The organism is Legionella jordanis, assembly GCF_900637635.1.
In the GTDB taxonomy this organism is placed as follows: Bacteria; Pseudomonadota; Gammaproteobacteria; order Legionellales; family Legionellaceae; genus Tatlockia; species Tatlockia jordanis.
On record NZ_LR134383.1, the window covers coordinates 1,649,155 to 1,672,318 of the forward strand.

Genomic DNA, 23,164 nt, shown 5'->3' on the forward strand with positions numbered 1-23,164 from the left:
TGAAACTTGGCTGCCAAATAAGTGGATTGATTTATAAAAGCATGCAAACTGAAATCCATCCAATCTGCATGCTCTAAAAGTAGCTAGGCGAGTTCTTTAGACGCCATCTGCTGAGTAGTTTGTGTTAAATCCAGCAGTTCACGTATAGCCACAAAGAACATGGTATAGGTAAGCGTTCCACTGGAGCGAAGATCGGCCAATACATTTCGCCATCGTTCAATAAGACTTAAATGACTTTCTGACCACGCAGCAAAAGATTTCATGAAATCTTTCTTTTTCTCGGAAAGATTAATGATTCCTGCTGTCAGCTGTCTTTGTTGCCAATCCAAATCATCCCGCAAAGCTTCTCGCGACAATGCTTCCCAATGACTTTCCGTTGGATGAGAAATGACTTGCTGGCGAATCCAGGCCAAGTCCAGGAACTCCCCAATGCCAAAGTAAACTTCTGCGACCGTCGGGACATCAATACCTGTTTGATGGCTTACTTCAATGACATCCAAGGCCGAGAATAACGCGCGGGTTATGGTTAATTCATGAGCCAAATCCGCTGGAATCCCAAGCTCGAGATAGTATTGATGGTGCCTATCATATTGGGCACGGTATCCTTCTGATAATACCTCTGGCAAAGCCTTCTTAAATGCCTTAACTCCGGGACCATAATATTTTACGGCTTTGCTGATATTAAGCCGCATACGCTGGCTACGCAAGAACCAACGAGTAACGCGCCTTAACAAACGCACGTACAGCATCATGAAGCCATTTTGTGTCTCGGCAGTAATTAAATTCCCAAGCTCAGCAATTTCACAGCAAACTTTTTCAAGATCCATAATGCTGCGGGCAATCATGTAAGCACGAACTATTGCAGATACGGGAGCTCCCGTTTCATCTTGAAGACGGTAGACAAAAGTAAATCCCATTTCATTCACAATTAAGTTACTTAAACGGGTAGCAATGATTTCACGCTTCAAGGGGTGATCCTGCATTTGCTTACTAAAGCGCTCTTGCAGTGGTTTTGGAAAGCTACTAATTAAAATGTCTTTAAGGAAAGAATCCTCCGGCACATTAGAAGCAAGAATTTGTTCCTTCAGGATGGTTTTTGAATAGCATAGCAGGGAGGCAATACCCGGATTGGTTAGCCCTTTACCCATTAATTTGCGTTCCATCAACGCTTTTTCATTGGGTAAATATTCAAGCTCTCTATCCAACTTGCCGCTTCGCTCCAAATCATGAATATAGCGACTATGAAGTTCAACCGAGCCCGCAGCCTGAGAGGCCGCAAGGCTTATGGCTCTCGGTTGGGCAAAATTGTCTTTGAGGACTAGAGCCGCAACCTCCTGGGTCATCTCACTTAATAATTCATTTCGCTGCTTTTCCGTAAGATCTCCGGATGCCACAATATTATTAAGAAGAATCTTGATGTTAACTTCTTTGTCCGAACAGTTTACCCCTGCTGAGTTATCAATAAAATCTGTATAGATGCGCCCGCCATTCAGCGCATATTCAACACGACCTAACTGGGTTAAACCTAAATTTCCACCCTCGCCTACTACTTTACAGCGAAGCTGTTTACCATTTATTCGAATGGCATCATTGGTACGGTCACCTACATCAATGTGGCTCTCAGTTTGAGCCTTAACGAAAGTTCCAATACCGGCGCTCCAAAGCAAGTCAACTTTAGCGCGAAGAAGGATGCGAATTAATTCATTAGGTTCAACAGTAGCTTGTTTAATGTTGAATGCTTCCTTCATTTCCTTGGTCACGGCAATGGATTTGGCAGAACGATTAAACACGCCGCCACCTTTGGAAATTAATTTTTTATCGTAATCGGCCCAAGTTGAGCGCGGAAGATTGAATAAACGCTCCCTTTCGAGAAAACTGGTTTCGGGATCAGGATTCGGATCGACAAAAATATGCATGTGGTTAAATGCCCCCAGCAATTTAATATGTCGTGAGAGCAACATACCGTTGCCAAATACGTCTCCTGCCATATCCCCAATTCCAACAACTGTGAAATCATGATTTTGAATATCACGTCCCATTTCATAAAAATGGCGTTTAACGGATTCCCAAGCTCCTCGCGCGGTGATTCCCATTTTTTTATGGTCATAGCCTACAGAGCCGCCAGAAGCAAATGCATCGCCAAGCCAAAAGCCATATTCAAATGAAATTTCATTGGCAATATCAGAAAAGGTTGCAGTTCCTTTATCAGCCGCAACGACCAAGTAAGGATCGTCTTCATCATAAGAAACTACATTTAAGGGCTTTATAACCAAACCTTGCTTGTAATTATCAGTAATGTCCAGTAAGCCGCGTATGAAGGATTGATAGCATCGCACCCCTTCAGCCAAAATTTCCTCACGAGTTCCATTCACAGGCAGTTGTTTTGGTACAAAACCGCCTTTAGCCCCGCTGGGTACAATTACGGCATTCTTAACCTGTTGAGCTTTCATTAACCCTAAGATTTCCGTGCGAAAATCTTCTCTTCGATCAGACCAGCGCAACCCTCCACGCGCCACACGACCTCCCCGTAAATGAACCCCTTCAAATCTTGGAGAGTAAACAAAAATTTCAAACATGGGATAAGGTTTCGGCACGCCGGGTATATCTCGGCTGTTTAATTTAATCGAGATATAATTTTTATGATTGCCTTTAATGTCTGTTTGATAATAGTTGGTGCGCAGTGTAGAACGAATTACTTGAACGTATTGCCTGATGATTTTGTCTTCATCAAGGTTACTAACCTCGTCCAAAGCAGATAAAATTTCTTGATGAATGGTTTCCCAGGCTTCTTCACGGCTGCCCTGCATCGATGGATTGAACCGAGTATTGAATAGTTGGACCAGCTTTTTGGCAATATGAGCATTGTTACATAAAGCAGATTCAATATACTCCTGGCTGAAAGTAAAACCAATTTGTTTAAAATATTTGGCGTAGGTCCGCAGTATTGCTACTTCTCTTGAATCCAGTTTGGCTGCCAGAACCAATTGGTTAAAACCATCGTTTTCGGCATTGCCAAACCAAACATTGGCCAATGCATTTTGAAATAAATCCTTAATCTCATCAATTTCAAAATGATTACCCCGAGTATATTGAAGAGCAAAGTCATTAATCCAGGTTTCCCGACCATCTTCGAATTTCAAAGGATAAGGTCTTTCGCTAATTGCTCTCATGCCCAGCCGTTCAACAATAGGCAGCACATCCGACAGCGGAATAGTATGCTCATGCTGATAAATCTTAAGCCGAAAATACTCCTGCTTTTCATCCATGAGTTTGTAAAAATTCATGACTAAAGGATTATCGGCAGACAGTGTTTCAATGTGCTTAATGTCATAAACAGCGGTTCTTGGCGTAAAGTTTGATGTATAAGCAACTGGGAAAGCAGTTTTATAACGGGCATAAAGCCTATTTGCATGTTCCTCGCCAAATGTTTCAAAGAGGAAATGTTGCAAATCATCCGTCCAGGTGCGGCCCACTTCTATTAATCTTTGTTCGATTTCTTTGAAATCCCAGTGAGTAGTATCCTGAGGGTTAGTGCGAATTATAAAATGAATACGAGCGAGTACCGACTCAGAGAACCACGTAGAGAAAGTAATTTCATGAGAATTGAAACTTTCTTCCAGAATTTTCTGCATGGCTTCTCGTAATTCTGTGTTAAAACGCTCTTTCGGCACATAAACGAGGCATGAAACAAAGCGACGGTAGACATCGGTACGAGCAAACATGCGGATGCGGCGGCGCTCTTGCATGTAATAAATGCCCATAGCAATTTCTAAAAGCTCATCTTCAGAGCCCTGGATCAAATCATCGCGGGGAAGAGTTTCAAGAATATTGAGCAGTACTTTTCCAGCATGTCCATGGGGATTTAGCCTTGAATTTTTCATAATCAAAGCCACTTTATGACGCAAAAATGGAATATGCTTTGGATTGGTGTTATAGGCTGCAGATGTATACAAACCGATAATCCGGCGCTCACCAATGACTTGGCCTTTTTCGTTAAACCGCTTAATACCTATGTAATCGGTATAGGCCCGACGATGCACTGTGGCTTCGGTATTGGTTTTAGACATCACCAAAATGCGTGTGGATAAAGTCAGCTCCCTTGCCTCTGGAGTCATCGCTGAGATGCTTCGGGCACTTGATTTACTCATACTTTGCCGAAGAACACCTAAGCCAGTTTCAGGAAGAGGTTGCAGAATGGTTTCTTGTCCCTTTTCGACTAATTCGTAATCACGAATGCCTAAGAAGGTAAAATGATGATCTTCTATCCAATGTAGAAAGGCTTTTGTTTCACTGGCTTCATTAGGATCAAGTATAGAGGATACCTCGTCCAACTCGCCAATGGCTTCCCGAACCTTCTGACGCATTGCTGGCCAATCTTTAACCACAACCCGATTGTCTTCCAATACTCTTTCAAAATTACTATGTAAATCTTCCAAAACAGAAGCGTCAGTTTGCCTATCAATTTCGATAAAAATAGCTGCTTCTGTTGACACACCGTCAACATCACTGTCTTCTTCAGTTTTGCGAGGTAAAACCCCAATTACTTCATTCTGTTTATTTCTTTGCAGACGTAAACCACCCATATGCATGATTAAATGGGAGATTAAACCCAGTCGATTAATTACCATGCGCAAAGAATCAACTAGAAACGGCATATCCTCAGTGATGATTTCAACTACAGTATGTGTAGTTTGCCAGCCATGCCGCTCAAAATCTGGATTATAAATGCGGATTTTTGTTTCTTCAGGTGCACGTTTCTGAATTAATGACCAAAAATTTACCGCCGCTCCGTACAAATCCTCTATATCCCAATCCCGTAAATCTTCAAGTGCTACTGTCCCATAAAATTGACGCACAAATTCCGCGCAAAATAAGGCTTGCTCGCCTTCCATTTTTTGTTTCACCCGGTCTACCACAGCATCGATAATTAAATCTTTACCTTCTTCAAATTTATAAGACATTCATTCACCTCATTTAGGCATGAAAAAAAACTGCCGCGGATTATATACCTCTACGAGACAAGTTACACGCCAGGATTGCATTTATTTAATCAAATTAACAATTTTTTGGAAAGCTAAACGGCTTTCAGTCATTGGTGAGCTAATAATTATCGCAGAATTTAGCTATTAATGTGAACTATTATCAGTTGACGGCAACCGTTTTGGTATTTACAAACTCAAGTATCCCTTCACGCGATAACTCGCGACCATAGCCAGAACGTTTAATGCCTCCAAAAGGAAGTCTTGGATCAGAAGCAACAAATGCATTGACAAAACAAGCTCCCGCCTGGATATCATTGCGGGCAATGGACTCTCCCCGCTCAAGATCTTGCGTAAATACGGCCGCAGCTAAACCATACGGGCTATCATTGGCTAGCTGAATTGCTTCAGCTTCATCACGAACTTTAATAATGGCAATAACTGGTCCAAACAGCTCTTCGTCAAAAGCAGGCATTCCTTTTTTAACATTCAACAAGAGAGTTGCCGGATAATAAAAACCCTTACATTTTGGAATTTCACCACCTTCGACCAGTTGGGCTCCTGCCTTAATACTCTTTTGTACTTGCTCATGCAAAGAAGCACGTAAATCTTCTCGAGCCATTGGACCCAAATTGGTGCTTTCGTTTAGAGGATCACCCATCTTGTAATTCGCCATTAACTTTTTAATTTTATCAATTAGCGCATCATGAATTGGTTCAACAGCAATAACGCGTTTTGCAGCAATGCAGACTTGCCCTGTATTGTTTAAACGAGAGCTAACAATTGCTGTAGCAGCCTGGTCCAGATCAGCATCCTCCAATACTAAATAGGGATCGCTCCCTCCCAATTCTAAAACGGCTTTTTTCAAATGGCTTGCTGCATTGGAGGCAACAATCGAACCTGCTTTTTCACTGCCCGTCAAGGTTACAGCAATGATTTTATTATTTTCAATGACTTTGGCGGCCAAATCATTATCGAGGACAAAATGCTGGAATAAGTGTTCGGGAAAGCCTGCTTCTTTAAAGAGATCCGCAATTTTATTACCTGTACCGGTAGAAATGGGGGCGTGTTTTAAAATTGCAGCGTTGCCAGCCATAATTGATGGGGCAGCAAAGCGGAAAACCTGCCAAAAAGGAAAATTCCAGGGCATGATGGCGAACACAATCCCTAACGGCTGATAGCATACCATGGCTTTTTTCATTTCAGTTTTAACCAGCCGAGGCTCTAGATATTCTTCTGCATGTTCTGCATAGTGTTCACATACCCAGGCACATTTATCAATTTCCGCTTTAGCGGAACTAATAGGTTTACCCATTTCGGTAGTTATCAGTAAAGCCAACTCATCTTTTTGTTCTTTCAATAACCTCGCTAATCTCAGCATTAGCTGTTTCCGCTGAGCAAAGCTGGTTTTTTTCCATACATTAAAACTAAGGTGTCCGGCTTCAATAAGAGAGGCTACTTGTTCTTCATGGAGAACGGGATAATTTTTAATAACCTCTTCTGTAGCAGGATTAATTGTACTAATCGTGGTCATTTCAACTCTCACTTAGTTTTATTGTTCAGTGTAGCTTATAGAAGTTATCGCGCAAGCCTCCCACTTGTGATATTTAGCTTTTAAACACAAATTCCTTAACTGGCCTGTAATAGCTCAAAATGGGTTTTTTTAGTAAATTTTAAAGCATTTATTCCGAACTTAGAGAAATTTAACCGTTACTTTCTTGCACATGGCTTTTGATTGTTGCTACTATTTTGTAGCCCAAAAGGGAACAACTTAGATGACTAAGATATTGATTTGAGATTGCTTCGCACATCAAGCACTATCTTTAGCCATTTATTTCCTTTTGTGTTTCATTGGCGATACCGCCAAAACATGACTCTGCTGAATAATAATAAGAAGCAGTACTATAGAGTAAATATATAGAATTAGGATCAGCAATGATAAAGAAAAAACTAGGCTACCACCCTGCCCACTACCTGGTTGCCTGGGCTGTACATGCCTTTACGGCAAGTGCTGCATGCTTCGGAGTTTTAACTCTTATTCAAATTCATCAACATAATTATGTACAAGCCCTATGGCTTATGGCCATCACCGTCGTAATTGATGCTGTCGATGGTACTTTTGCAAGGCTCGTTCGAGTAAAAGCGGTCTTACCTAATGTGGATGGTACATTATTAGATAATATTGTCGATTATCTTAATTACGTGATTACGCCCTGTTTTTTTCTTTATGTGAAACCAGAGATGCTTCCAGCAAGCTATGCTCTTCCCATAATTATGGCAATTACTCTAACCTCTTCTTACCAGTTTTGCCAGATTGACGCTAAGACACCAGATCATTTCTTCAAAGGGTTCCCTTGCTACTGGAATATAGCAGTGTTTTATATGTTTATTTTTAATACTGCCATGTATACGAATGCTTTAATTCTGGCTGTCTTGTGTCTATTGATTTTTGTTCCAATCAAATACGTTTACCCATCTCGACTTGATTATTTAACTAGGTATCGAGTTTTAAAAATTGTCATGCATACGTTTTCATTAATATATGGCCTGAGCTCCGCTCTTGTGCTTTGGTATTACCCTAAAATTGACTACGTATGGTTATTTTTATCGATAAGTTACGTCATTATGTATCTAGCTTTAAGTATGTATCGAACGTATGCACCTATGACGCACTCCAAATAATGGATACGAAGTAAATAAGTTGATTCACTTTTGTTGCAGTTATCATTAGAATACGCAGTCCAAATTTTTGAAGAGGTTTTTCATGTCGCTCTGTAAAGCCATTATCCCTGGGTTAATGATTACAACTGTTTTGCATGCAGCTCATTCTGCAACTCCCAGCCCTTTTCCCCACGGTTGTGAGGTTAGTGGATTTGGATTCAACAATAATCATTTAATTGTGAATGATAGTGGTCGCCAAGCTTTTTACTTAATTCAAAACCGCAGCAATCAAACCGTTGAATTGCAGCGGGTTGAAGTTCAAGATGAGTTTATGAGCCCTTCATTAACCGCTAAACTGGATCCATTAAATTGGGGTGCCTTTGCTTCCGATGTTCAAAATTTTCATTTTCAGTGTTTTGTAAAAGAAGCTGAAGCCGTTAAGGGCATCGATTGCCGTGATGTATTGGAAATTTGCCAGTATCCACGGGTAAAATTTGCCTTAAGCAATATGGGGAATTATTGGGTTGCAACGAATAAGCCACAAGGAGATGTGATTACCGATGCAACGAAAAAAGGGATTTATTTACGCTGGTGAATAGGTGAACATCAAAAAAAGACAGGATGAATTATTTCTAACAGTAGGAATTATCGGCTGCTTTATCCTGCTGTTAGGCGTAACCCACACACCGGCTCAGAAATACTATGTTGTGGGATCTTCGCTATTATTGCTTACATCCATTCACTTTAAGTTGATTTATTTTATAGCCCTTGAGATTATTCTCATGGCAGGCCATGGTGCAATTCTCCTGGGAATTGGAAGCACTCTGCAACTTGCCCTTCCCGTCCTCCTTTGTATTCAGCTCCTTTCTTTTTATTTTTTAAGTGGTCAATTGAATAATATCTTTTTACTCATTGGCATAGCCGGCATTGCGGTGCTTTCTATTGGCTTTGCCTATGAAAATCAGTGGATATTCTTCATCGGCAGCATGTCAATCGCCATTTATGCTTTTTACACAACCTACAAAGGAAGGCCAATTACTCTGCTTTGGGCTATTCTCAACACCCTGTTCGCTCTGATTGCAATTTTAAAATTAGCTTTTTAGGAGACTAAATTATGGCTAAAACTCCTTCTAACATGATTCCCCTTGGAACCCACGCTCCGGAGTTTTCTTTGATTGATGTGGTCAGCGGCTCAAGAGTGAGTCTGACGGATAAAAGCTTTCCTCAACCGACCGTAATCATGTTTATCTGCAATCATTGCCCTTATGTTAAGCACATCAATAAAGGACTAACTAGCTTAGCCAATGACTATATTCCCAAGGGAATTCGGTTTTTAGCCATCAACTCTAACGACGTGAGTGCCTATCCCTCTGATTCACCAGACAACATGAGAAAAACAGCTGCCGAAGAAAATTATCCATTCCCATATTTATACGATGAAACCCAGGAAGTTGCCAAAGCCTATCAAGCCGCTTGCACACCTGACTTCTATGTGTTTAATGACAATCTGGATCTGGTATATAGGGGGCAAATGGACGACTCAAGGCCGGGTAACAATATTGAAGTTTCTGGCGAAGACATTCGCTCAGTATTGGACGCTCTTTTAAATAAAAAGCCAATTACCATCGAACAAAAACCAAGTTTAGGTTGCAGCATAAAATGGAAAAACTAAAGCCCCAATACCAATACTATAAATTAGCTTTTTACGTACCTGAAAGTCATCTTGAACAAGTAAAACAAGCCTTGTTCAAGGTAGGTGCCGGAAAGCAGGGAAATTATGAGAATTGCTGTTGGCAATGCTTAGGCCAAGGACAGTTTAGGCCTTTAGCGTCAGCAAACCCAGCTGTGGGAACCATAGAGTCACTCAATTATATAGCAGAATACAAAGTAGAAATTTTATGTCCGGCTGACTGCATTAAAGAAGCCGTTGAACAATTAAAAAAAGAACACCCCTACGAAGAACCTGCCTTTGAAGTGATTCGACTTGAACATGTTTGAGTTGCCGCAACTTTAGAGTAATGATTGCCTCTAGCCCGATATATTTCAAAGCATCGAGGCTTGATAGGCTGGGTTTTCACCCAGCCTGTGCAAAAATTATTTTGCAGGAACGACCTGAACTTTTAAATTTGCCACTACATCACTATGGACATAGACTTCGACGCTGTAATCACCAATTGAGTGAATTGGCCCTTCTGACATGACGATTTCACGTTTGCTGATGTCAATGGATTTCGCTTGAAGGGCATCTTTAATCTCATTTGGTCCAACAGAGCCATAAAGCTTACCTTCGTCGCTGGCCATGGCTGAAATAACAACTGTAATATCATTCAGTTTGGCGGCACGCTGCTCGGCTTGAGCCAATGATTGCTGAGCCTTTTTCTCAAGATCAGCACGGCGTTCCTCAAATCGCTTGATGTTTGTCTCAGTAGCAAACACAGCTTTGTTTTGTGGGATCAGGTAATTACGACCGTAGCCGTCTCTCACATTGACCTTATCACCTAAATTGCCAAGATTTCTAACTTTCTCAAGTAAAATTACTTCCATCTTAATACCCCTATTTGTTCAACCCGCTTTCGTGTGCAGGCGAGACCTAAAATTAAACAAACTATCTAAAGCACCTAAAATTACGTATATGGGCAGCATGACAAAAGGTAATATAACCAAAGGGAGAAGTATTAAAAATAAAGTCCCAATCCCTTTTCCTTTTGTTAAAACATTAAAGCCTAAACTAACACCAGCAGAAACGTAATACACAATCAGTAGTGGTAAGCAACTTATCGCCAACAAATTTTGCTGATAAGCACCAATGGCAGCAATGAGAAGTGCGATTACTCCCCAAGAGCTTCCTCGGAACTGAAGCATTTCCTGACGAAAACCATCAGGGTAAAACAATCTGGCTTGGACTGATCGCGCCAGCATGAGTGATACTGTCGCAGATAAAACCAAGCTTAGTACTTGTATACCCACCACATAATTGGCAATAATTATTGGATTAAAAGCATCTTGATTATTAAGCAAACCTGGCATATTGCCTTCACGATCCAACTCTTTAAGCAAAGCTTGGATAGAATGCAATTGCGCTTCAATCCAACCCGGAACTAGCCAGTGAATTAAAGCAAGGGCAATTAAAGCCATGAAAACAATAAAAGCCATTGTAAATCGCCAACTCATTGTCCCTCTTAATGCCAAAGCCATTAAAAAACAAGGCAGGAAAGTTGTTATGACATTTAAAATTCCAACCCATGGCGATGACGTAAGATAAAGGAGCAAAAAACTGGCTGAGCCAATCATTAATCCTTTTAAACCACTTACCCACCCTTTTCGCAAGGTTATCAAAGCAACAATGGCCACTGACAACCAAGTTGCGAAAGGGATCAAGGCTAAAATTGCGATATACAGCAGTGCATAATGGTCATTTTCCAAAAGAAAATGACCTTGTTTACGCAATAACTCGCCCAAACGCAGCATTGTTATCGGTGGCTATCACAATAAGGTAATAACCCCAAAAATCTTGCCCACTTAATTGCCTGTGCTAATTGACGTTGTGGACGAGTGGGGGTACCAGTAATCCGACTGGGTACGATTTTACCTGTTTCAGTAATGTAATTTTTTAGCGCGTTGATGTCTTTGTAATCGATTTCGCTGGCACCTTCGCTAAAACGCATTTTTTTACGACGGAAATATGCTGTTGACATGTATATGACTCCTTAGGCTGCTCGTTCGTCTTTGTCTTTTTTCATCAACACAGAAGGTGTTGTAATTGCGTGTTTTCGCTTAATGATCAGATTTCTTAAAATTGCATCATTAAATTTAAATGCATTTTTTAATTCATCAAGCGCAGCCTGATTGCACTCAACATTCATTAGAATGTAATGAGCCTTATGCACTTCTTTAATGGTATAAGCTAATTGGCGACGGCCCCAATCTTCTTTGCGATGAATTTTTCCATCGTGCTTAGTGATGATCCCCTCATAGCGCTCAACCATTGCTGGTACTTGTTCGCTCTGATCAGGGTGAACTAGAAACACTACTTCATAATGTCTCAATTGGCTTCTCCTTATGGATTTAATAGCCTTCTCCATTAATTAGGAGTAAGGCAAGGTTAAAAAAACGCACAATGATAACTGATTTTAAATCTCGGGGCAATGAACTCGCCGAAGTCCCTAGCCTGTTTTATTCTCCCCAACTCCGATTTTGTAGGTCTTGGCGAGTATTATCTGTTTATAAAAGCATACAGGTTGATGAAGGAACAGTGATTTTACAGATATTTAACCATTTTGTTTAGCAACAAATCAATTTAAAGCTAAAATAAAGACATATCTCATTAAAGGTTAAGATTTATGCCAGAGCACATGGATAGAAAATTAACTGACGAGGAAGAATCGTTAAATTTAATTCAATCTCAGAGTGAACGTGCAATGCATTATCGAATGCTCCTGGATGAAGAAAAATACAGTAAGGAGATAGATGGCTTAGCGAGGACTTGTGCCCATTTGTTAACTCATGAACAAGACATTGACGAGGTCATAAGGCGTATGGAAACATCCATGACCTCGAGTTATCTACAAAACCTTAAAGCAGTAGATCAAACTATAAAGGGCTATCAAGAAAGGAAATTGATGACCTCAGCCCATACTTTTTATGGGGGAAAGGAAGCGGGAAACCTAACCCGTCAAATTACTGCCTTAGAAAAAATTAAAAGAGAGGCCCCTAGTGATCTTATGGAAAGTATAGTGAATGATGTGAATTAGTTTCGACTTAATCTGACACAAGTACTTGAAAAAGAGAGAGTTTCCGGTTTTGATAGAAGTGCGAACTTGAAACAAAACCAAAAGGAAAACTCTCATGATAGATAATACAGTTAAAATTATTAAACATAAAGTTGGCTTATTAAACCTTGCTGAAGAATTAGGGAATGTATCTAAGGCATGTAAAGTAATGGGCTTATCCAGAGATACATTTTATCGCTATAAGTCGGCAGTAGAATCGGGAGGAGTTGATGCTTTATTCGATCAAAGCCGAAGAAAACCTAATCTAAAAAATAGAGTAGAAGAAGCAATTGAACTCTCGGTAAGGGAGTATGCGATCGCATTTCCAGCCCATGGTCAGCTTCGTACGAGCAATGAGCTTCGTAAACGGGGTATTTTTGTTTCTCCAAGTGGAGTTCGTAGCATTTGGCTGCGATATGAGCTTGCCAATTTTAAAGACCGCTTAAAAGCATTAGAGGCTAAAGTAGCTTCTGAAGGAATTATATTGACGGAAGCGCAGGTCGTAGCTTTGGAGAAAAAGAAATTTGATGATGAGGCATGTGGTGAAATCGAAACAGCACATCCTGGTTACCTCGGCTCGCAAGATACTTTTTATGTGGGTACGCTTAAAGGAGTCGGTCGCATTTATCAGCAAACTTTTGTTGATACCTATAGTAAAGTGGCATTTGCCAAGCTTTATACGACTAAAACGCCAATTACTTCAGCAGATTTACTGAACGATAAGGTTTTACCCTTCTTCGAACAACACGATTTACCTATACTGCGTATTTTAACAGATAGGGGTACTGAATATTGTGGCAAGGTAGAACAGCATGATTATCAGCTTTATTTGGCAATTAATAACATTGACCATACAAAGACAAAAGCAAATTCACCCCAAACAAATGGGATTTGTGAACGTTTTCATAAAACGATTTTACAGGAGTTTTATCAAGTAACATTCCGAAAGAAAATTTACGAATCAATCGATGAATTGCAAAAAGATCTGGACGAATGGATGGATTACTATAATAATCAACGTACTCATCAGGGTAAAATGTGTTGTGGACGTACTCCAATGCAAACTTTGATAGAGGCTAAACAAATCTGGATGGAAAAATTTATAAACTAAATTTGACCTGACAGACACTTCTTAAAAACCGGTAACTGTCAGATCAAGTTGGAACTACTACAAATGATGTCTTGCAGCATGCCAATAAGAAATACAGCCTTAATCTCGATAAGAACTTTCTTTCAATGCCATAATCAAAAAAAATTATTCAGTTTATCATTGCTCATCATGCCTTTGCGTCTATCTACCTTTGATTTAACCATTGCTTTTAATGAGTCACTGCGTTATAACATATTAAAAAATAAGAAGGTTCTATTTATGAATATTGTGACTATCCCTTTTGAGGAGCCATTGCTTGTCGATATTGGCGGTCACATTGTTCAAATAGTTGCATTCAAGACCTTAGAGCATGGCAATATCAAATTTGGAGTAAATGCACCTCGCTCCATTGAAGTCCATCGCGAAGAAATCTACCATGCGATTAAGCAAAAACAACAAAGCAGTGACTGAAAATCCTAATGCCCTCAAAACATAACCTCTGCACGGTGTTTGCCGGTTCTGTTCTTTTTATTTTGTCCATCATTGCTTTAGCCATAAATCATTTCATTTATAAATATCAAGGCAATAACTACTTTCCATCGAATACCCTTCCGATCGCCCTATTATTATTTCTAGCTTTGGCTGGAAGTTATTTACAGTTTGGCAAGCAAAGCATCGCCGTTAAAATTAGTCGGGAAATCATTTTTTATTTCATAGTAATGTCCTTAATTGCATTAGCTACCAATGCAATTCAATATACTCCTTTTACCCCAATCGATGAAAAAATTATAAATCTTGAGCAGGCCATACACGTCAATGTACCTGATATTCTTCACTGGACTCTGCAACATGATGTTGTTACAGGAGTCCTGGTTTGGGTATACGACAGCTTGCCTTATCAGATGAGTCTCATTCCCGTCTTCGTCATATTAATGCGTCGATTTTCATACGTCCGAGAATATTATTGTTTACTGCTTATCACAGCTCTCATTGGTTTTTCAATTTATTATTTTTATCCTACTGTAGCGCCAGCGGGCTCTTTTAGAAATCCTATGTTCAGTGAGTCACAATTGGCTACGGGACTTAAATTTAATCAAATCCACCAAAACATTCCTCCTTCTACCATTGAAGGAGGGCTAATCGCTTTCCCATCATTTCATGCAATTTGGGCCTGGCTTTGCCTTTATCTTTTGCGTAGTTGGCCCATTGTTTTTTTTCTTTTATTACCGGTTACTGTCACATTGATTTTATCTTGCGTTCTGTTGGGCTGGCATTATCCTTTGGATTTAATCGCAAGCCTCATCATTGTCCTGATGAGCCATTGGTTTTGCGCTTTTTGCGGAAGGTTCAAGCATGCCTAAGTTAGCCTTTTAGGAAGGCCTGTTGGTTTGTTCAGTTCATTTTGAAGTACTTTATAATTAATCCCTTTTAGGGAAAAACGTGTTAATCTCTCCTTCGTTAGATGAGCTAAATTTTGACTAGCGTGCCCGGCTAAAGCTGGATGAATTTCAACATACAAGCGATTATCCAAATAACCAAATTTAACGGGCTGGTTAACCACCAATACCGATGTTCCTACAGTTACATGATTAAACAAATATTCAATGTCTTCCGGGAGCATTCTAATGCAACCAGCACTAACTTGTGCTCCCACGCCCTCAGGTCTATTCGTTCCATGAATGAGATAAGTAGACCAACCCAAGCGCAAAAGGTGTTTACCTAAAGGATTGTCCTCTCCAGCTGGAAATTCATTGGGTAATAAAGTTCCATGTTTAGCCGCTTCAGCTTGCAACTTAGCACTTGGATGCCAAACTGGGTTCCTTTCCTTGCTCACCACCTTAGTCTGTCCAAGCGGGGTTTGCCAGCCTTTTCGTCCAATCCCTACAGGCATTGTAATAACTACATTATCATCCGGTGGAAAATAATATAATCGGTATTCTGCCAAATTAATCACAATTCCCTTACGAGGCGCCGCTGGTAAAATGAACTGGGAGGGTATGATAATTTGATTGTGTTCAAACAGTGTTGCCGCCAGATCAATATGGGGATTTGCGCGCGCCATCTCATAGTAACCCATATCATAACGCAATCCGACTTCAAGCAGAGTTTCGCCGCTTTGAGGATAAATGGCTTGAATTCCACCGATAAGATCATCTTGAGCAGAAAGGACATAGGTACTTGACCAAACCACAATGCTCAGAAAAAAAAGAATACAAAACAGAAATATTTTACTAGGGCTTGCCAGGCTCACGGTGTTCTCATTCAAGCAACAAACAGTAAGAATGAGCTTACTGTTTGTTGTTAAGGATTGAATTACAAACTGGCGTCCGCTTTGAATCGCTCGCCGTATTGGGCTTCCAATTTAGCAAACAACTCATTGAGCTTATCATGGCCAAATTGCCTGGCGTAATTCATTGGCCCGCCTCGAAATGGCGCAAAACCCGTTGCGAAAATCATGCCCCCATCCAGTAAATCACTATCGGCCACGACTCCTTCTCGCAGGCAAGATGCGGCCTCATTAACCATTCTTAAAATTAAGCGATTAGCGATTTCTTTCGACGATTTTGGATCACTGACCTTTTGTTTAATCGGTTTTCCATTTTTATAGCGGTAAAAACCCTGTCCTGTTTTGCGGCCGAGTTTGCCCTCTTTAACCATATCCCTCAATCGCTGAGGTACGGCTCCACCGAAATGGGCTGTGAGATTTTCAGCTACTGCCAAACAGACGTCCATGCCCACAGTATCAGCCAATTCGACCGGTCCCATGACCATACCAAATTCTTTAGCGGCCTGATCAATTTCTTCGCCTTTGTACCCTTCTTCAAGCAACTGCACGCATTCCATGAGGTAGGGCATTAAAACCCGATTGATCAGAAAGCCCGGGCTGGATTTAACGGGTAAGGGCAATCGACCAATTTGATTCACAAACGTACAAGAACGTTGCGTAACGTCTTTAGCCGTTTTGCTGCTACTAACCACCTCCACCAATTCCATTTTGGCAACTGGATTAAAGAAATGAATACCAACCAGCCGCTTTGGATTAGTCATAACCTGGCTGATTTCATCAAGCGGAATACTTGAAGTATTCGTGGCAATCAAAGCGTCTTTTTTCGCCTTGGCCTCAACCTCTCTCATTATCCCCTGCTTAACAGCAAGATTCTCAAAGACAGCTTCTATAATAACGTCGGCACGGGCTATCCCGTAGCCCTCAGGATCAGGAATTAATCTGTCCATAGCCGCCTGAATGAGCCTTGGCTTCCGTAATTTTTTCTTAAATAGTGAGTAAGCTCTTGCCATAGCAGGCGCGATTTGCAGATGCGATTTATCTTGCAAGGTGACCTTAATGCCTCGCAACGCACACCAGGCCGCAATATCGCCCCCCATCACACCGGCACCTATAACATGTACGTGCTCAGCATGAAAATTACTTTCTTTTCCAAAAGATTTCATTCGCTCACGCAACAAGAAAGCACGGATAAGATTTGCTGCGGTGGATCCCTGGGTTATTAGTTGCTCAACCGAATCGGCTTCTTTAAGATAAGCTCGTTCGCCGACCGCGCCTTCCTTTTGCCATAAATCAATTACGGCATAGGGGGCAGGATAATGATTTTGGGAAACCCTTTTGCTGACGTTATAGCGCAGGAGCGGCGCTAACAAAGCACGTACCCACGATTGATTAGTGACCGACTGAATAAAACTTGGTTTATGTTTTGCTGGCTTATTGAGGATAAAATAGAGAGCAGCTCGCTTTAATTGCCTTAAAGGCACGACATCATCGACTATTCCTAATCGTTTTGCTTTCTCAGCGCTAAGAGGTGCGCCTGTTAATATCACCTTGGATAATGCATCAAAGCCCCCAATAAGTTTTGGTAAGCGCACTGTACCACCCCAGCCCGGGTGAATCCCCAGCAAAATTTCCGGAAGGCCGATTCGCGTGTCTTTGTCATCTGTAGCTACACGGTAATCGCAGGCAAGGGCAAGTTCCAACCCCCCTCCCATGCAAAAACCATCTATCATCGCTACTGTAGGAATATTTAAAGCTTCCAGGCGTAAAAAAACGGTTTGACCTTTTCTTAAAAAATCAACTGCTTCTGCAGGTGAGGTAAATTTAGAAAATTCATTGACATCAGCTCCGGCAATAAACCCCTTTTCCTTAGCTGAATAGACAACCAAACCCTTTAAATTTGAACGCTGCCCAATTTCTTGTAATAGGCTGTTTAATTCATCCAAAACCTCGTGGTTGATTGCATTAACCGCGGTATCTTGTCTGTTAAAGGCTAACCAAGCGATATGATCAGCATCCGTTTGCAATTGCCAGTGTTTATAATTACTCATGTCCATTAACCTCGGTCACACGTTCCAGATACATTGCCCCACCTTGGCCACCGCCAATGCAAATAGCAGCCATTCCCCTTTTGCCATTCGTATGCTTCAAAGCTTGTAAAGTATGCAACACAATTCTTGCGCCGCTAGCACCTATCGGATGGCCTGCTGCAATTGCCCCTCCATCCATGTTTAATTTTGCCAAAGAAGGAGCCCCCATAGCCTCTTTTAAGCCGAGCTCTGTTTGACAATACTGTTCGTCATTCCAAGCAGCCAAGCAGCCTAAAACCTGAGCAGCAAAGGCTTCATTGATCTCCCAACAATCAAAATCCGAAGGCTTCAGATGATGCCGTTGCATAATTGGTGTTGCGGCATGCACGGGTCCTAAGCCCATTTGCGAAGGATCTAAAGCAGCCCACTGAGAATCAACAATTCGTCCAATAATGGGTAAATTGTATTTCTTTACGGCATCAGCACTGGCCAATAGAAGTAAGCAAGCCCCATCCGTTACCTGCGAGCTGTTACCTGGGGTGACCATGCCATATTTTTTGTCAAAATAAGGTTTCAGTTTGGCCAATTTTTCGACGGTAGAATCTGGACGCATACCGTCATCTTGGGGATAAACACGACCTTTGCTGTCGATAATCGGAGTAACCTCCTCCATTCGCCCTTCCGCATAGGCAAGAGCTAATCGATGATGACTTTCACTGGCAAAGCTGTCCATTTGCTCACGGGTAATTCCAAAGCGATAGGCAACCTTTTCTGCTGTTTGCCCCATGTTTAGGCCAACAATTGGATCAGTCAGCCCCCTTAACAAGGCAATAACTGGAGCAAGAAATGAAGGTCTAAATTTCGTCATCAATGTTGCTCTTTGGCCAACGCTTTTGGCCGCAAACCATTGTGAAAGCCATGAAGCCATCTTTTGGTTAAACAGCAAGGGAGCATGGCTCATTGCATCAGTGCCTCCTGCAAGAATCAAATCGCTTCGGCCACTTGCAATTTGCATGGCAGCATTATCAAGAGCTTGCATGCCCGAGGCGCAATTTCGCATGACTGTGAACGCAGGAACCCGTTCGCCACAACCCAGACGCAGAGATATGACGCGTGCAATATTCGCCTCATCAGGTCCCGGCATGGCTGAACCAATAATCACCTCATCCAAATTTGTGGGTGCAAAAGGCTGGCGATTAAGTAGTGCAATACCCGTGGCAACAGCCAAATCTGAGCCACTGAAAGGCCCTACATCCCGAGCCTTTAAAAATGGCGTTCGGCTTCCGTCGACTACATAGACCGCCCGACCGTTTAAATTCGATGCGTGCTTCATTACTCCTCCTGATATTGTCAAGGCAGCTGACAAGCGTTCAATTTATCTGATAAAAGATAGCAGTTATCTTCTTATTTTGTAAGTATTTAGGAAATTGATAACAAAAACATTTTGTTAAAGAGTTGACGCGCTCTAAATACCTGCTATACTTCGCCTCCATTGAACGGAGAGATGGCCGAGAGGTCGAAGGCGCTCCCCTGCTAAGGGAGTATGGGAGAAATCCCATCGAGGGTTCGAATCCCTCTCTCTCCGCCAGTACACGCGCCCGTAGCTCAGTTGGATAGAGTATCTGGCTACGAACCAGGGGGTCGGAGGTTCGAATCCTTCCGGGCGCGCCATTTTTGAATAATAATCAAAAATATACGTGGAATCTGTAAAAAGTAGTGTAGCAAAATTGTTACACTTCTTTTTCTGCTCTGTTAAACTTAAGCATTTTACCACCGGCTAACGAACCCCAATTTTCTTGCGGCGATTTTTAAATGCGCACATTAAAGATGTGCACAATTTGGCTACCCGATTGCACAGATACAAAGAACAATCCCTGGACTCACCTCTATGTATGGGTTCCACTGTTCCCTGAGTATTGTGTAAGCAACCAAGTTTAGTATAAATATCCTTCTCAGCCTTCTAATCTCTTTTTGATTCCTGAGACCGTCAGCCCTTCACAAGTCATTAAACTCTTACCGTTTAGGATATTTCGCATTGAGCTCTTCTAAAATATTATTGGCTTGTTCAGGAATAACAGCACGCAAAATAGCATCGAGCTTTGCTTCCTTACGCTCATCGCCTTCCTTAGATTGCGTTGAACCTACATAAAGAAAAAGAGCGAGCCCCCCTACCTGCCACATCAGTTGCAAAAATTCTGATTGCCAGTTCTCGAGCGTGTCTCTCATGACTTGCACAAAATAGGATGAAACAATAATAGGCTGATGTCTTGAATGTTGTTCATCAACATAAGCAAACCAGGAAAAAATCCAATGACCAGCTAAGCTAAATAAAAACAACCCTAATGTTATCCAAAGATAGCTATACTTCCTGTAAATTGACATTTTCTACCTCATTGATCCTGAGATTTAATTAGTAAACCGACAAAATTCAAAAAATTATCAAAGGCGTTTTTACTAAATCTATTTCTTGTTAAGCTAGCTTATTATAAAACATGGGCTTGCGTTTCTTTAAAGATTTATCTTTTAATTTAAAACCAACCAGATCAACTATGAAAATTATAAATTTTTCTTATCACGTTGCTACTCGAGTTTTGAAGCGCATGCAATCGTGGATGGGTTTAAGTACCCTTGGCGCTCGAGCGATAGTACTGAATGAAAAGAGACAAGTTTTATTAGTAAAACATACTTACCAGCCACATTGGTATTTACCGGGAGGTGGCGTAAAAAATGGGGAATCCACCAAAGCCGCAATCATTCGCGAGCTTCATGAGGAAGTTGGTCTCATAGTATCTGAACAAGATGTAGCACTGTTTGCTATTTATCAACATAGCTATCTTGGAGTAAATGACTACCCAGTAATTTACATCATCAAAAATTATACGAGTCATATCGCCTACTCCAGAGAAATTGAGCAGATGGCGTGGTTTTACTACGATGAGTTGCCAGAAATGGTAAGCCCAGGAACAAAACGCAGACTTAATGAGTACTTTGCTAATGCCCCCATCGCGGAAAAATGGTAAAATTGCTTTAGATAGCTTTCAGGAATATCCATTGCAAATTTGATACAACCCTTCTGTTCATTCAGGCGCTAGTCTCGCAAACTGACCACATTGATATTGTTAAAATAAAGCAGTTCTATTGACTTGCAACGTCTCATTAAAAGAAGACTTTCTAATTACTGCCTCATTGCAAACATAGAAAAAAGGCGCCTAACAACGGTTAATCATTAGGCGCGAAACAGGACTTATTTAATAAGTCGTTGTACCAGAACTACCATCATTGTTATTTTGATTGTCGTCAGTACCGTTATTGTTCATATCGGTGTTTGTACCGGTTCCAGTATTTGTGTTAGTTGTGGTGCCCATGCTGTTTGTTGAGTCGTTGCCATTATTCAAATTGGTTCCGGTACCCGAATTCATGTCCGTTCCGGTTGTAGTACCTGTTCCCGTGCCAGTACCCGTAGAAGTTCCTGTCGATGTTGAACCCCCAGAGCTGGTCCCTGAACCACTGGACATGCCAGAGCCTGAACTGCTGGAACCACCGCTGGCTGCAAAAGCAAAAGTACCAAGAGAAATAAGGCTTGCGCTTAACAAAATGGGAATAAATTTTTTCATGACGGTCTCCTTGTCGAATTAATTCCTGACCCAAGTATAGTAAATATTTCGATTTAAGATATAACAAAACCTTAGCAGTTTTGCTGTTTTGCTCAGGAAAACCATAGTATTAAATTCTAAAAAATAATCTATCTTAAGAGTAACTGATAGAAGGAGGTCATTATGAGTCGCTCACAGGATATAAATCCAATTGAGGTGCAAAAATATTTAAAGGGGATAAATTTTCCAGCCAGCAAGCAAAATATTATCGACTGCGCCAAGAAAAATGGTGCCCCTTCAGAAGTAGTCGATACCATAAAAAATATAAAAGAAGAACAGTTCAGTTCTCCTACTGATATTTCAAAGCATATTAACAAACATTAAATTGTATAAGCCCCCATTTAGGATCAATGGTTAATTGTCGAAACATTAAGAATTTTTCTCGGGTTTTGCATGTAAAATAAACGAAACCAGAGTACACAGCTAAGAAGAAGAAGCAGTCCGGCCAGGAATAAAGCGTAGGAAGCATGGGCCTGCAATACAGTCTTATATAATTGCGGAAGCAACAGTGCGCCAATAACTTGGGGTAAGGTAATGCTCATATTGAATAAGCCCAAACACGTCCCAACATTCTCCTTTGGGAGAAAATTTAAAAGAACCACGTAGGGGATAACAATTAAACTTCCCCACATGATTCCTATGCAGATGGATGCAAGGCAGAGGCTTAGAACAGTTGTTTTAAAGGAAATCAAGCACATTCCAACGGCTCCAGCCAACAGCGCAATCCCATGGATTTTTTCAGCTTTTAACAATCGTGAACAAATAAAGATAAATAAAGTGAACATCAGACTTACGTATTGATAGAGGGAGAAATAATAGGAGCTGTCCAAACTGGCAAGATGAAGAGCTTTATAGGAATTACCAGTATCCATATAGGGTAAATGGTAGTTTTCTTGGGCTATACATAAGCTAAAATAAAGCCAAAAGATAAAAATGCCCATCCAGGAAATACCATGGATGGATAAAATTTGAAAAAAGATTTTATCGACCTTCAGTTCAGTTTTTATATTTTTTAACCCATGAAAAAAATTGAACAAAGTCTTAAATAGTAGAGAAAAATTAATCTTTGGCAATCGAATGGGTTCTTCATTAATTTTATGGAAGAATATAAAAATAATGAACAGGAAAGTTAAGCCAGAAAACACATAGGAAATACCTAAATTTTTCGGCATAAAATTAAAGAAAGACTGGTTCTGTTCTCCCATAAAAATTCTTTGCACAGCTATGGGTAAATAAGCTCCTAAAACACCACCAATACCAGCAAAAAAAGCTTCTGCAGAAAAAGCCTGGGATCTTGGCCCTTCATTTTGGAACTGATCAGCAGTTAAAGCCCTTAAGCACTCGGCACCACCATTCAGGCTGCAATCAATAAAAAAAGTGAAGAACAGCACGTATATTAAAGAGTGATTTAAAGGCAATAAGATGAATGAAATACCAGCTAATACCCCCCAACCGATAATGTAAGGCTTTCTTCTACCCATAGACGTTGTAGTCTTATCACTCAGATAGCCAATAATGGGTTGTATCAGCATGCCGGTAACAGGAGGAATCAGCCATAAAAGCGGTAGAATATTGTCATTAGCTCCTGATAACTTAAATACTGTGGTTAAATTTGAAAGCTGGAAAGTAAAGCCAAAATTAGAAACAAAAGCCACTAATGCTAAATAAAAAATGGTGCTTTTAGAAACTTCCATTATC

The 23,164-nt window shown here is 40.8% G+C and carries 22 protein-coding genes, 2 tRNA genes and 1 pseudogene; 13 read left to right on the forward strand and 12 right to left on the reverse strand.

The genetic code is table 11. The annotated features are described in order from the left end of the window. Positions 1–83: 83 nt before the first annotated feature. Together EL203_RS07325 and EL203_RS07330 are read right to left on the reverse strand one after the other, a co-directional pair. Positions 84–4,961 carry an NAD-glutamate dehydrogenase gene (locus EL203_RS07325; protein WP_058470938.1) on the reverse strand — a complete coding sequence of 1,626 codons (4,878 nt, stop codon included), beginning with the start codon at positions 4,959–4,961 and terminating at the stop codon, positions 84–86. Between the two features lie 181 nt (positions 4,962–5,142). Continuing rightward, positions 5,143–6,513, reverse strand: a complete 1,371-nt coding sequence (locus EL203_RS07330) for an NAD-dependent succinate-semialdehyde dehydrogenase (RefSeq protein WP_058470937.1) — start codon at positions 6,511–6,513, stop codon at positions 5,143–5,145. Between the two features lie 401 nt (positions 6,514–6,914). On the opposite strand from EL203_RS07330, the gene pcsA reads away from it, so the two are divergent. From pcsA to EL203_RS07355, 5 genes are all read left to right on the forward strand, one after another. Continuing rightward, positions 6,915–7,661: a phosphatidylcholine synthase gene (gene pcsA / locus EL203_RS07335; RefSeq protein WP_058470936.1), complete on the forward strand. Its 747-nt coding sequence runs from the start codon at positions 6,915–6,917 to the stop codon at positions 7,659–7,661. A gap of 82 nt (positions 7,662–7,743) precedes the next feature. Further along, positions 7,744–8,235, forward strand: a complete 492-nt coding sequence (locus EL203_RS07340) for a hypothetical protein (RefSeq protein ID WP_058470935.1) — start codon at positions 7,744–7,746, stop codon at positions 8,233–8,235. Between the two features lie 4 nt (positions 8,236–8,239). After that, the gene (locus tag EL203_RS07345; protein WP_232003914.1) at positions 8,240–8,743 is read left to right on the forward strand and encodes a hypothetical protein; all 504 of its coding nucleotides are present in this window, start codon (positions 8,240–8,242) and stop codon (positions 8,741–8,743) included. A gap of 11 nt (positions 8,744–8,754) precedes the next feature. Next, a complete protein-coding gene (locus EL203_RS07350; RefSeq protein ID WP_058470934.1) occupies positions 8,755–9,312 on the forward strand; it encodes a thioredoxin family protein in 558 nt (185 codons plus the stop codon). After that, on the forward strand, positions 9,300–9,638 hold the full coding sequence (locus EL203_RS07355) for a hypothetical protein (protein ID WP_058470933.1): 339 nt from the start codon (positions 9,300–9,302) through the stop codon (positions 9,636–9,638). The genes EL203_RS07350 and EL203_RS07355 overlap by 13 nt, the downstream gene beginning before the upstream one ends. Before the next feature lie 96 nt (positions 9,639–9,734). Here EL203_RS07355 and rplI read toward each other — a convergent pair whose 3' ends face one another. Genes rplI through rpsF form a run of 4 tightly spaced genes read right to left on the reverse strand, consistent with a single transcriptional unit; the run spans position 9,735 to position 11,686 of the window. Continuing rightward, the gene (gene rplI / locus EL203_RS07360) at positions 9,735–10,184 is read right to left on the reverse strand and encodes a 50S ribosomal protein L9 (RefSeq protein ID WP_058470932.1); all 450 of its coding nucleotides are present in this window, start codon (positions 10,182–10,184) and stop codon (positions 9,735–9,737) included. An 18-nt stretch (positions 10,185–10,202) separates the two neighbouring features. After that, positions 10,203–11,108: a hypothetical protein gene (locus EL203_RS07365; RefSeq protein ID WP_058470931.1), complete on the reverse strand. Its 906-nt coding sequence runs from the start codon at positions 11,106–11,108 to the stop codon at positions 10,203–10,205. Between the two features lie 2 nt (positions 11,109–11,110). Further along, entirely contained in the window at positions 11,111–11,335 is a 225-nt protein-coding gene (rpsR, locus tag EL203_RS07370) for a 30S ribosomal protein S18 (RefSeq protein WP_058470930.1), read from the reverse strand. A 12-nt stretch (positions 11,336–11,347) separates the two neighbouring features. Further along, complete coding sequence (gene rpsF / locus EL203_RS07375; protein WP_058470929.1) at positions 11,348–11,686, reverse strand: 30S ribosomal protein S6; 339 nt, start codon at positions 11,684–11,686, stop codon at positions 11,348–11,350. 294 nt (positions 11,687–11,980) lie between these two features. Between rpsF and EL203_RS07380 the strand changes: the two genes are divergently transcribed. The 4 genes and pseudogenes from EL203_RS07380 (at position 11,981) to EL203_RS07395 (ending at position 14,860) form a co-directional block, all read left to right on the forward strand. After that, positions 11,981–12,391, forward strand: coding sequence for a hypothetical protein (locus EL203_RS07380; protein WP_064108392.1), 411 nt, complete (start codon positions 11,981–11,983; stop codon positions 12,389–12,391). A gap of 94 nt (positions 12,392–12,485) precedes the next feature. Then, a pseudogene (locus tag EL203_RS07385) lies at positions 12,486–13,545 on the forward strand (IS481 family transposase). Between the two features lie 233 nt (positions 13,546–13,778). Then, positions 13,779–13,970, forward strand: a complete 192-nt coding sequence (locus EL203_RS07390) for a carbon storage regulator (RefSeq protein ID WP_058472197.1) — start codon at positions 13,779–13,781, stop codon at positions 13,968–13,970. Between the two features lie 8 nt (positions 13,971–13,978). Continuing rightward, on the forward strand, positions 13,979–14,860 hold the full coding sequence (locus EL203_RS07395) for a phosphatase PAP2 family protein (protein WP_058470927.1): 882 nt from the start codon (positions 13,979–13,981) through the stop codon (positions 14,858–14,860). On the opposite strand, the gene EL203_RS07400 is transcribed toward EL203_RS07395, so the two are convergent. The 3 genes from EL203_RS07400 to EL203_RS07410 all read right to left on the reverse strand — a co-directional run bounded on the left by EL203_RS07400 (position 14,857) and on the right by EL203_RS07410 (position 19,146). Next, the gene (locus tag EL203_RS07400; protein WP_122224926.1) at positions 14,857–15,750 is read right to left on the reverse strand and encodes a L,D-transpeptidase family protein; all 894 of its coding nucleotides are present in this window, start codon (positions 15,748–15,750) and stop codon (positions 14,857–14,859) included. The genes EL203_RS07395 and EL203_RS07400 overlap by 4 nt on opposite strands. 62 nt (positions 15,751–15,812) lie before the next feature. Then, positions 15,813–17,834 (reverse strand): 3-hydroxyacyl-CoA dehydrogenase NAD-binding domain-containing protein, encoded by a 2,022-nt coding sequence (locus EL203_RS07405; RefSeq protein WP_058472195.1) that lies wholly within the window; start codon positions 17,832–17,834, stop codon positions 15,813–15,815. Next, positions 17,827–19,146: an acetyl-CoA C-acetyltransferase gene (locus tag EL203_RS07410; RefSeq protein WP_058470926.1), complete on the reverse strand. Its 1,320-nt coding sequence runs from the start codon at positions 19,144–19,146 to the stop codon at positions 17,827–17,829. The genes EL203_RS07405 and EL203_RS07410 overlap by 8 nt, the downstream gene beginning before the upstream one ends. A gap of 165 nt (positions 19,147–19,311) precedes the next feature. On the opposite strand from EL203_RS07410, the gene EL203_RS07415 reads away from it, so the two are divergent. Both EL203_RS07415 and EL203_RS07420 read left to right on the forward strand, forming a co-directional pair. After that, positions 19,312–19,401 (forward strand) — tRNA-Ser (locus EL203_RS07415). Between the two features lie 6 nt (positions 19,402–19,407). Beyond that, positions 19,408–19,484, forward strand: a tRNA-Arg gene (locus EL203_RS07420). A gap of 342 nt (positions 19,485–19,826) precedes the next feature. On the opposite strand, the gene EL203_RS07425 is transcribed toward EL203_RS07420, so the two are convergent. After that, positions 19,827–20,195, reverse strand: coding sequence for a DUF6766 family protein (locus EL203_RS07425; RefSeq protein WP_058470925.1), 369 nt, complete (start codon positions 20,193–20,195; stop codon positions 19,827–19,829). A gap of 167 nt (positions 20,196–20,362) precedes the next feature. Between EL203_RS07425 and EL203_RS07430 the strand changes: the two genes are divergently transcribed. After that, the gene (locus EL203_RS07430) at positions 20,363–20,833 is read left to right on the forward strand and encodes an NUDIX domain-containing protein (RefSeq protein WP_058472194.1); all 471 of its coding nucleotides are present in this window, start codon (positions 20,363–20,365) and stop codon (positions 20,831–20,833) included. 228 nt (positions 20,834–21,061) lie between these two features. Here EL203_RS07430 and EL203_RS07435 read toward each other — a convergent pair whose 3' ends face one another. Further along, complete coding sequence (locus tag EL203_RS07435; RefSeq protein ID WP_058470924.1) at positions 21,062–21,427, reverse strand: hypothetical protein; 366 nt, start codon at positions 21,425–21,427, stop codon at positions 21,062–21,064. Positions 21,428–21,589: 162 nt separating this feature from the next. On the opposite strand from EL203_RS07435, the gene EL203_RS07440 reads away from it, so the two are divergent. After that, positions 21,590–21,790, forward strand: a complete 201-nt coding sequence (locus EL203_RS07440) for a DUF2795 domain-containing protein (protein ID WP_058470923.1) — start codon at positions 21,590–21,592, stop codon at positions 21,788–21,790. A gap of 23 nt (positions 21,791–21,813) precedes the next feature. Here the strand turns inward: EL203_RS07440 and EL203_RS07445 are convergent, their stop codons facing one another. Further along, positions 21,814–23,160, reverse strand: coding sequence for an MFS transporter (locus tag EL203_RS07445; protein ID WP_058470922.1), 1,347 nt, complete (start codon positions 23,158–23,160; stop codon positions 21,814–21,816). Between the last annotated feature and the right edge of the window lie 4 nt (positions 23,161–23,164).

Bases quoted from the DNA above. Each gene is read 5' to 3' on its own strand.
- rpsR (WP_058470930.1), bottom strand. From the start codon at position 11,335: ATGTCAACAGCATATTTCCGTCGTAAAAAAATGCGTTTTAGCGAAGGT.
- EL203_RS07405 (WP_058472195.1), bottom strand. From the start codon at position 17,834: ATGAGTAATTATAAACACTGGCAATTGCAAACGGATGCTGATCATATC.
- EL203_RS07325 (WP_058470938.1), bottom strand. From the start codon at position 4,961: ATGTCTTATAAATTTGAAGAAGGTAAAGATTTAATTATCGATGCTGTG.
- EL203_RS07365 (WP_058470931.1), bottom strand. From the start codon at position 11,108: ATGCTGCGTTTGGGCGAGTTATTGCGTAAACAAGGTCATTTTCTTTTG.
- EL203_RS07390 (WP_058472197.1), top strand. From the start codon at position 13,779: ATGAATATTGTGACTATCCCTTTTGAGGAGCCATTGCTTGTCGATATT.
- EL203_RS07425 (WP_058470925.1), bottom strand. From the start codon at position 20,195: ATGTCAATTTACAGGAAGTATAGCTATCTTTGGATAACATTAGGGTTG.
- EL203_RS07445 (WP_058470922.1), bottom strand. From the start codon at position 23,160: ATGGAAGTTTCTAAAAGCACCATTTTTTATTTAGCATTAGTGGCTTTT.
- pcsA (WP_058470936.1), top strand. From the start codon at position 6,915: ATGATAAAGAAAAAACTAGGCTACCACCCTGCCCACTACCTGGTTGCC.
- EL203_RS07340 (WP_058470935.1), top strand. From the start codon at position 7,744: ATGTCGCTCTGTAAAGCCATTATCCCTGGGTTAATGATTACAACTGTT.
- EL203_RS07350 (WP_058470934.1), top strand. From the start codon at position 8,755: ATGGCTAAAACTCCTTCTAACATGATTCCCCTTGGAACCCACGCTCCG.
- EL203_RS07380 (WP_064108392.1), top strand. From the start codon at position 11,981: ATGCCAGAGCACATGGATAGAAAATTAACTGACGAGGAAGAATCGTTA.
- EL203_RS07330 (WP_058470937.1), bottom strand. From the start codon at position 6,513: ATGACCACGATTAGTACAATTAATCCTGCTACAGAAGAGGTTATTAAA.
- EL203_RS07395 (WP_058470927.1), top strand. From the start codon at position 13,979: ATGCCCTCAAAACATAACCTCTGCACGGTGTTTGCCGGTTCTGTTCTT.
- EL203_RS07355 (WP_058470933.1), top strand. From the start codon at position 9,300: ATGGAAAAACTAAAGCCCCAATACCAATACTATAAATTAGCTTTTTAC.
- rplI (WP_058470932.1), bottom strand. From the start codon at position 10,184: ATGGAAGTAATTTTACTTGAGAAAGTTAGAAATCTTGGCAATTTAGGT.
- EL203_RS07410 (WP_058470926.1), bottom strand. From the start codon at position 19,146: ATGAAGCACGCATCGAATTTAAACGGTCGGGCGGTCTATGTAGTCGAC.
- EL203_RS07435 (WP_058470924.1), bottom strand. From the start codon at position 21,427: ATGAAAAAATTTATTCCCATTTTGTTAAGCGCAAGCCTTATTTCTCTT.
- EL203_RS07440 (WP_058470923.1), top strand. From the start codon at position 21,590: ATGAGTCGCTCACAGGATATAAATCCAATTGAGGTGCAAAAATATTTA.
- EL203_RS07430 (WP_058472194.1), top strand. From the start codon at position 20,363: ATGAAAATTATAAATTTTTCTTATCACGTTGCTACTCGAGTTTTGAAG.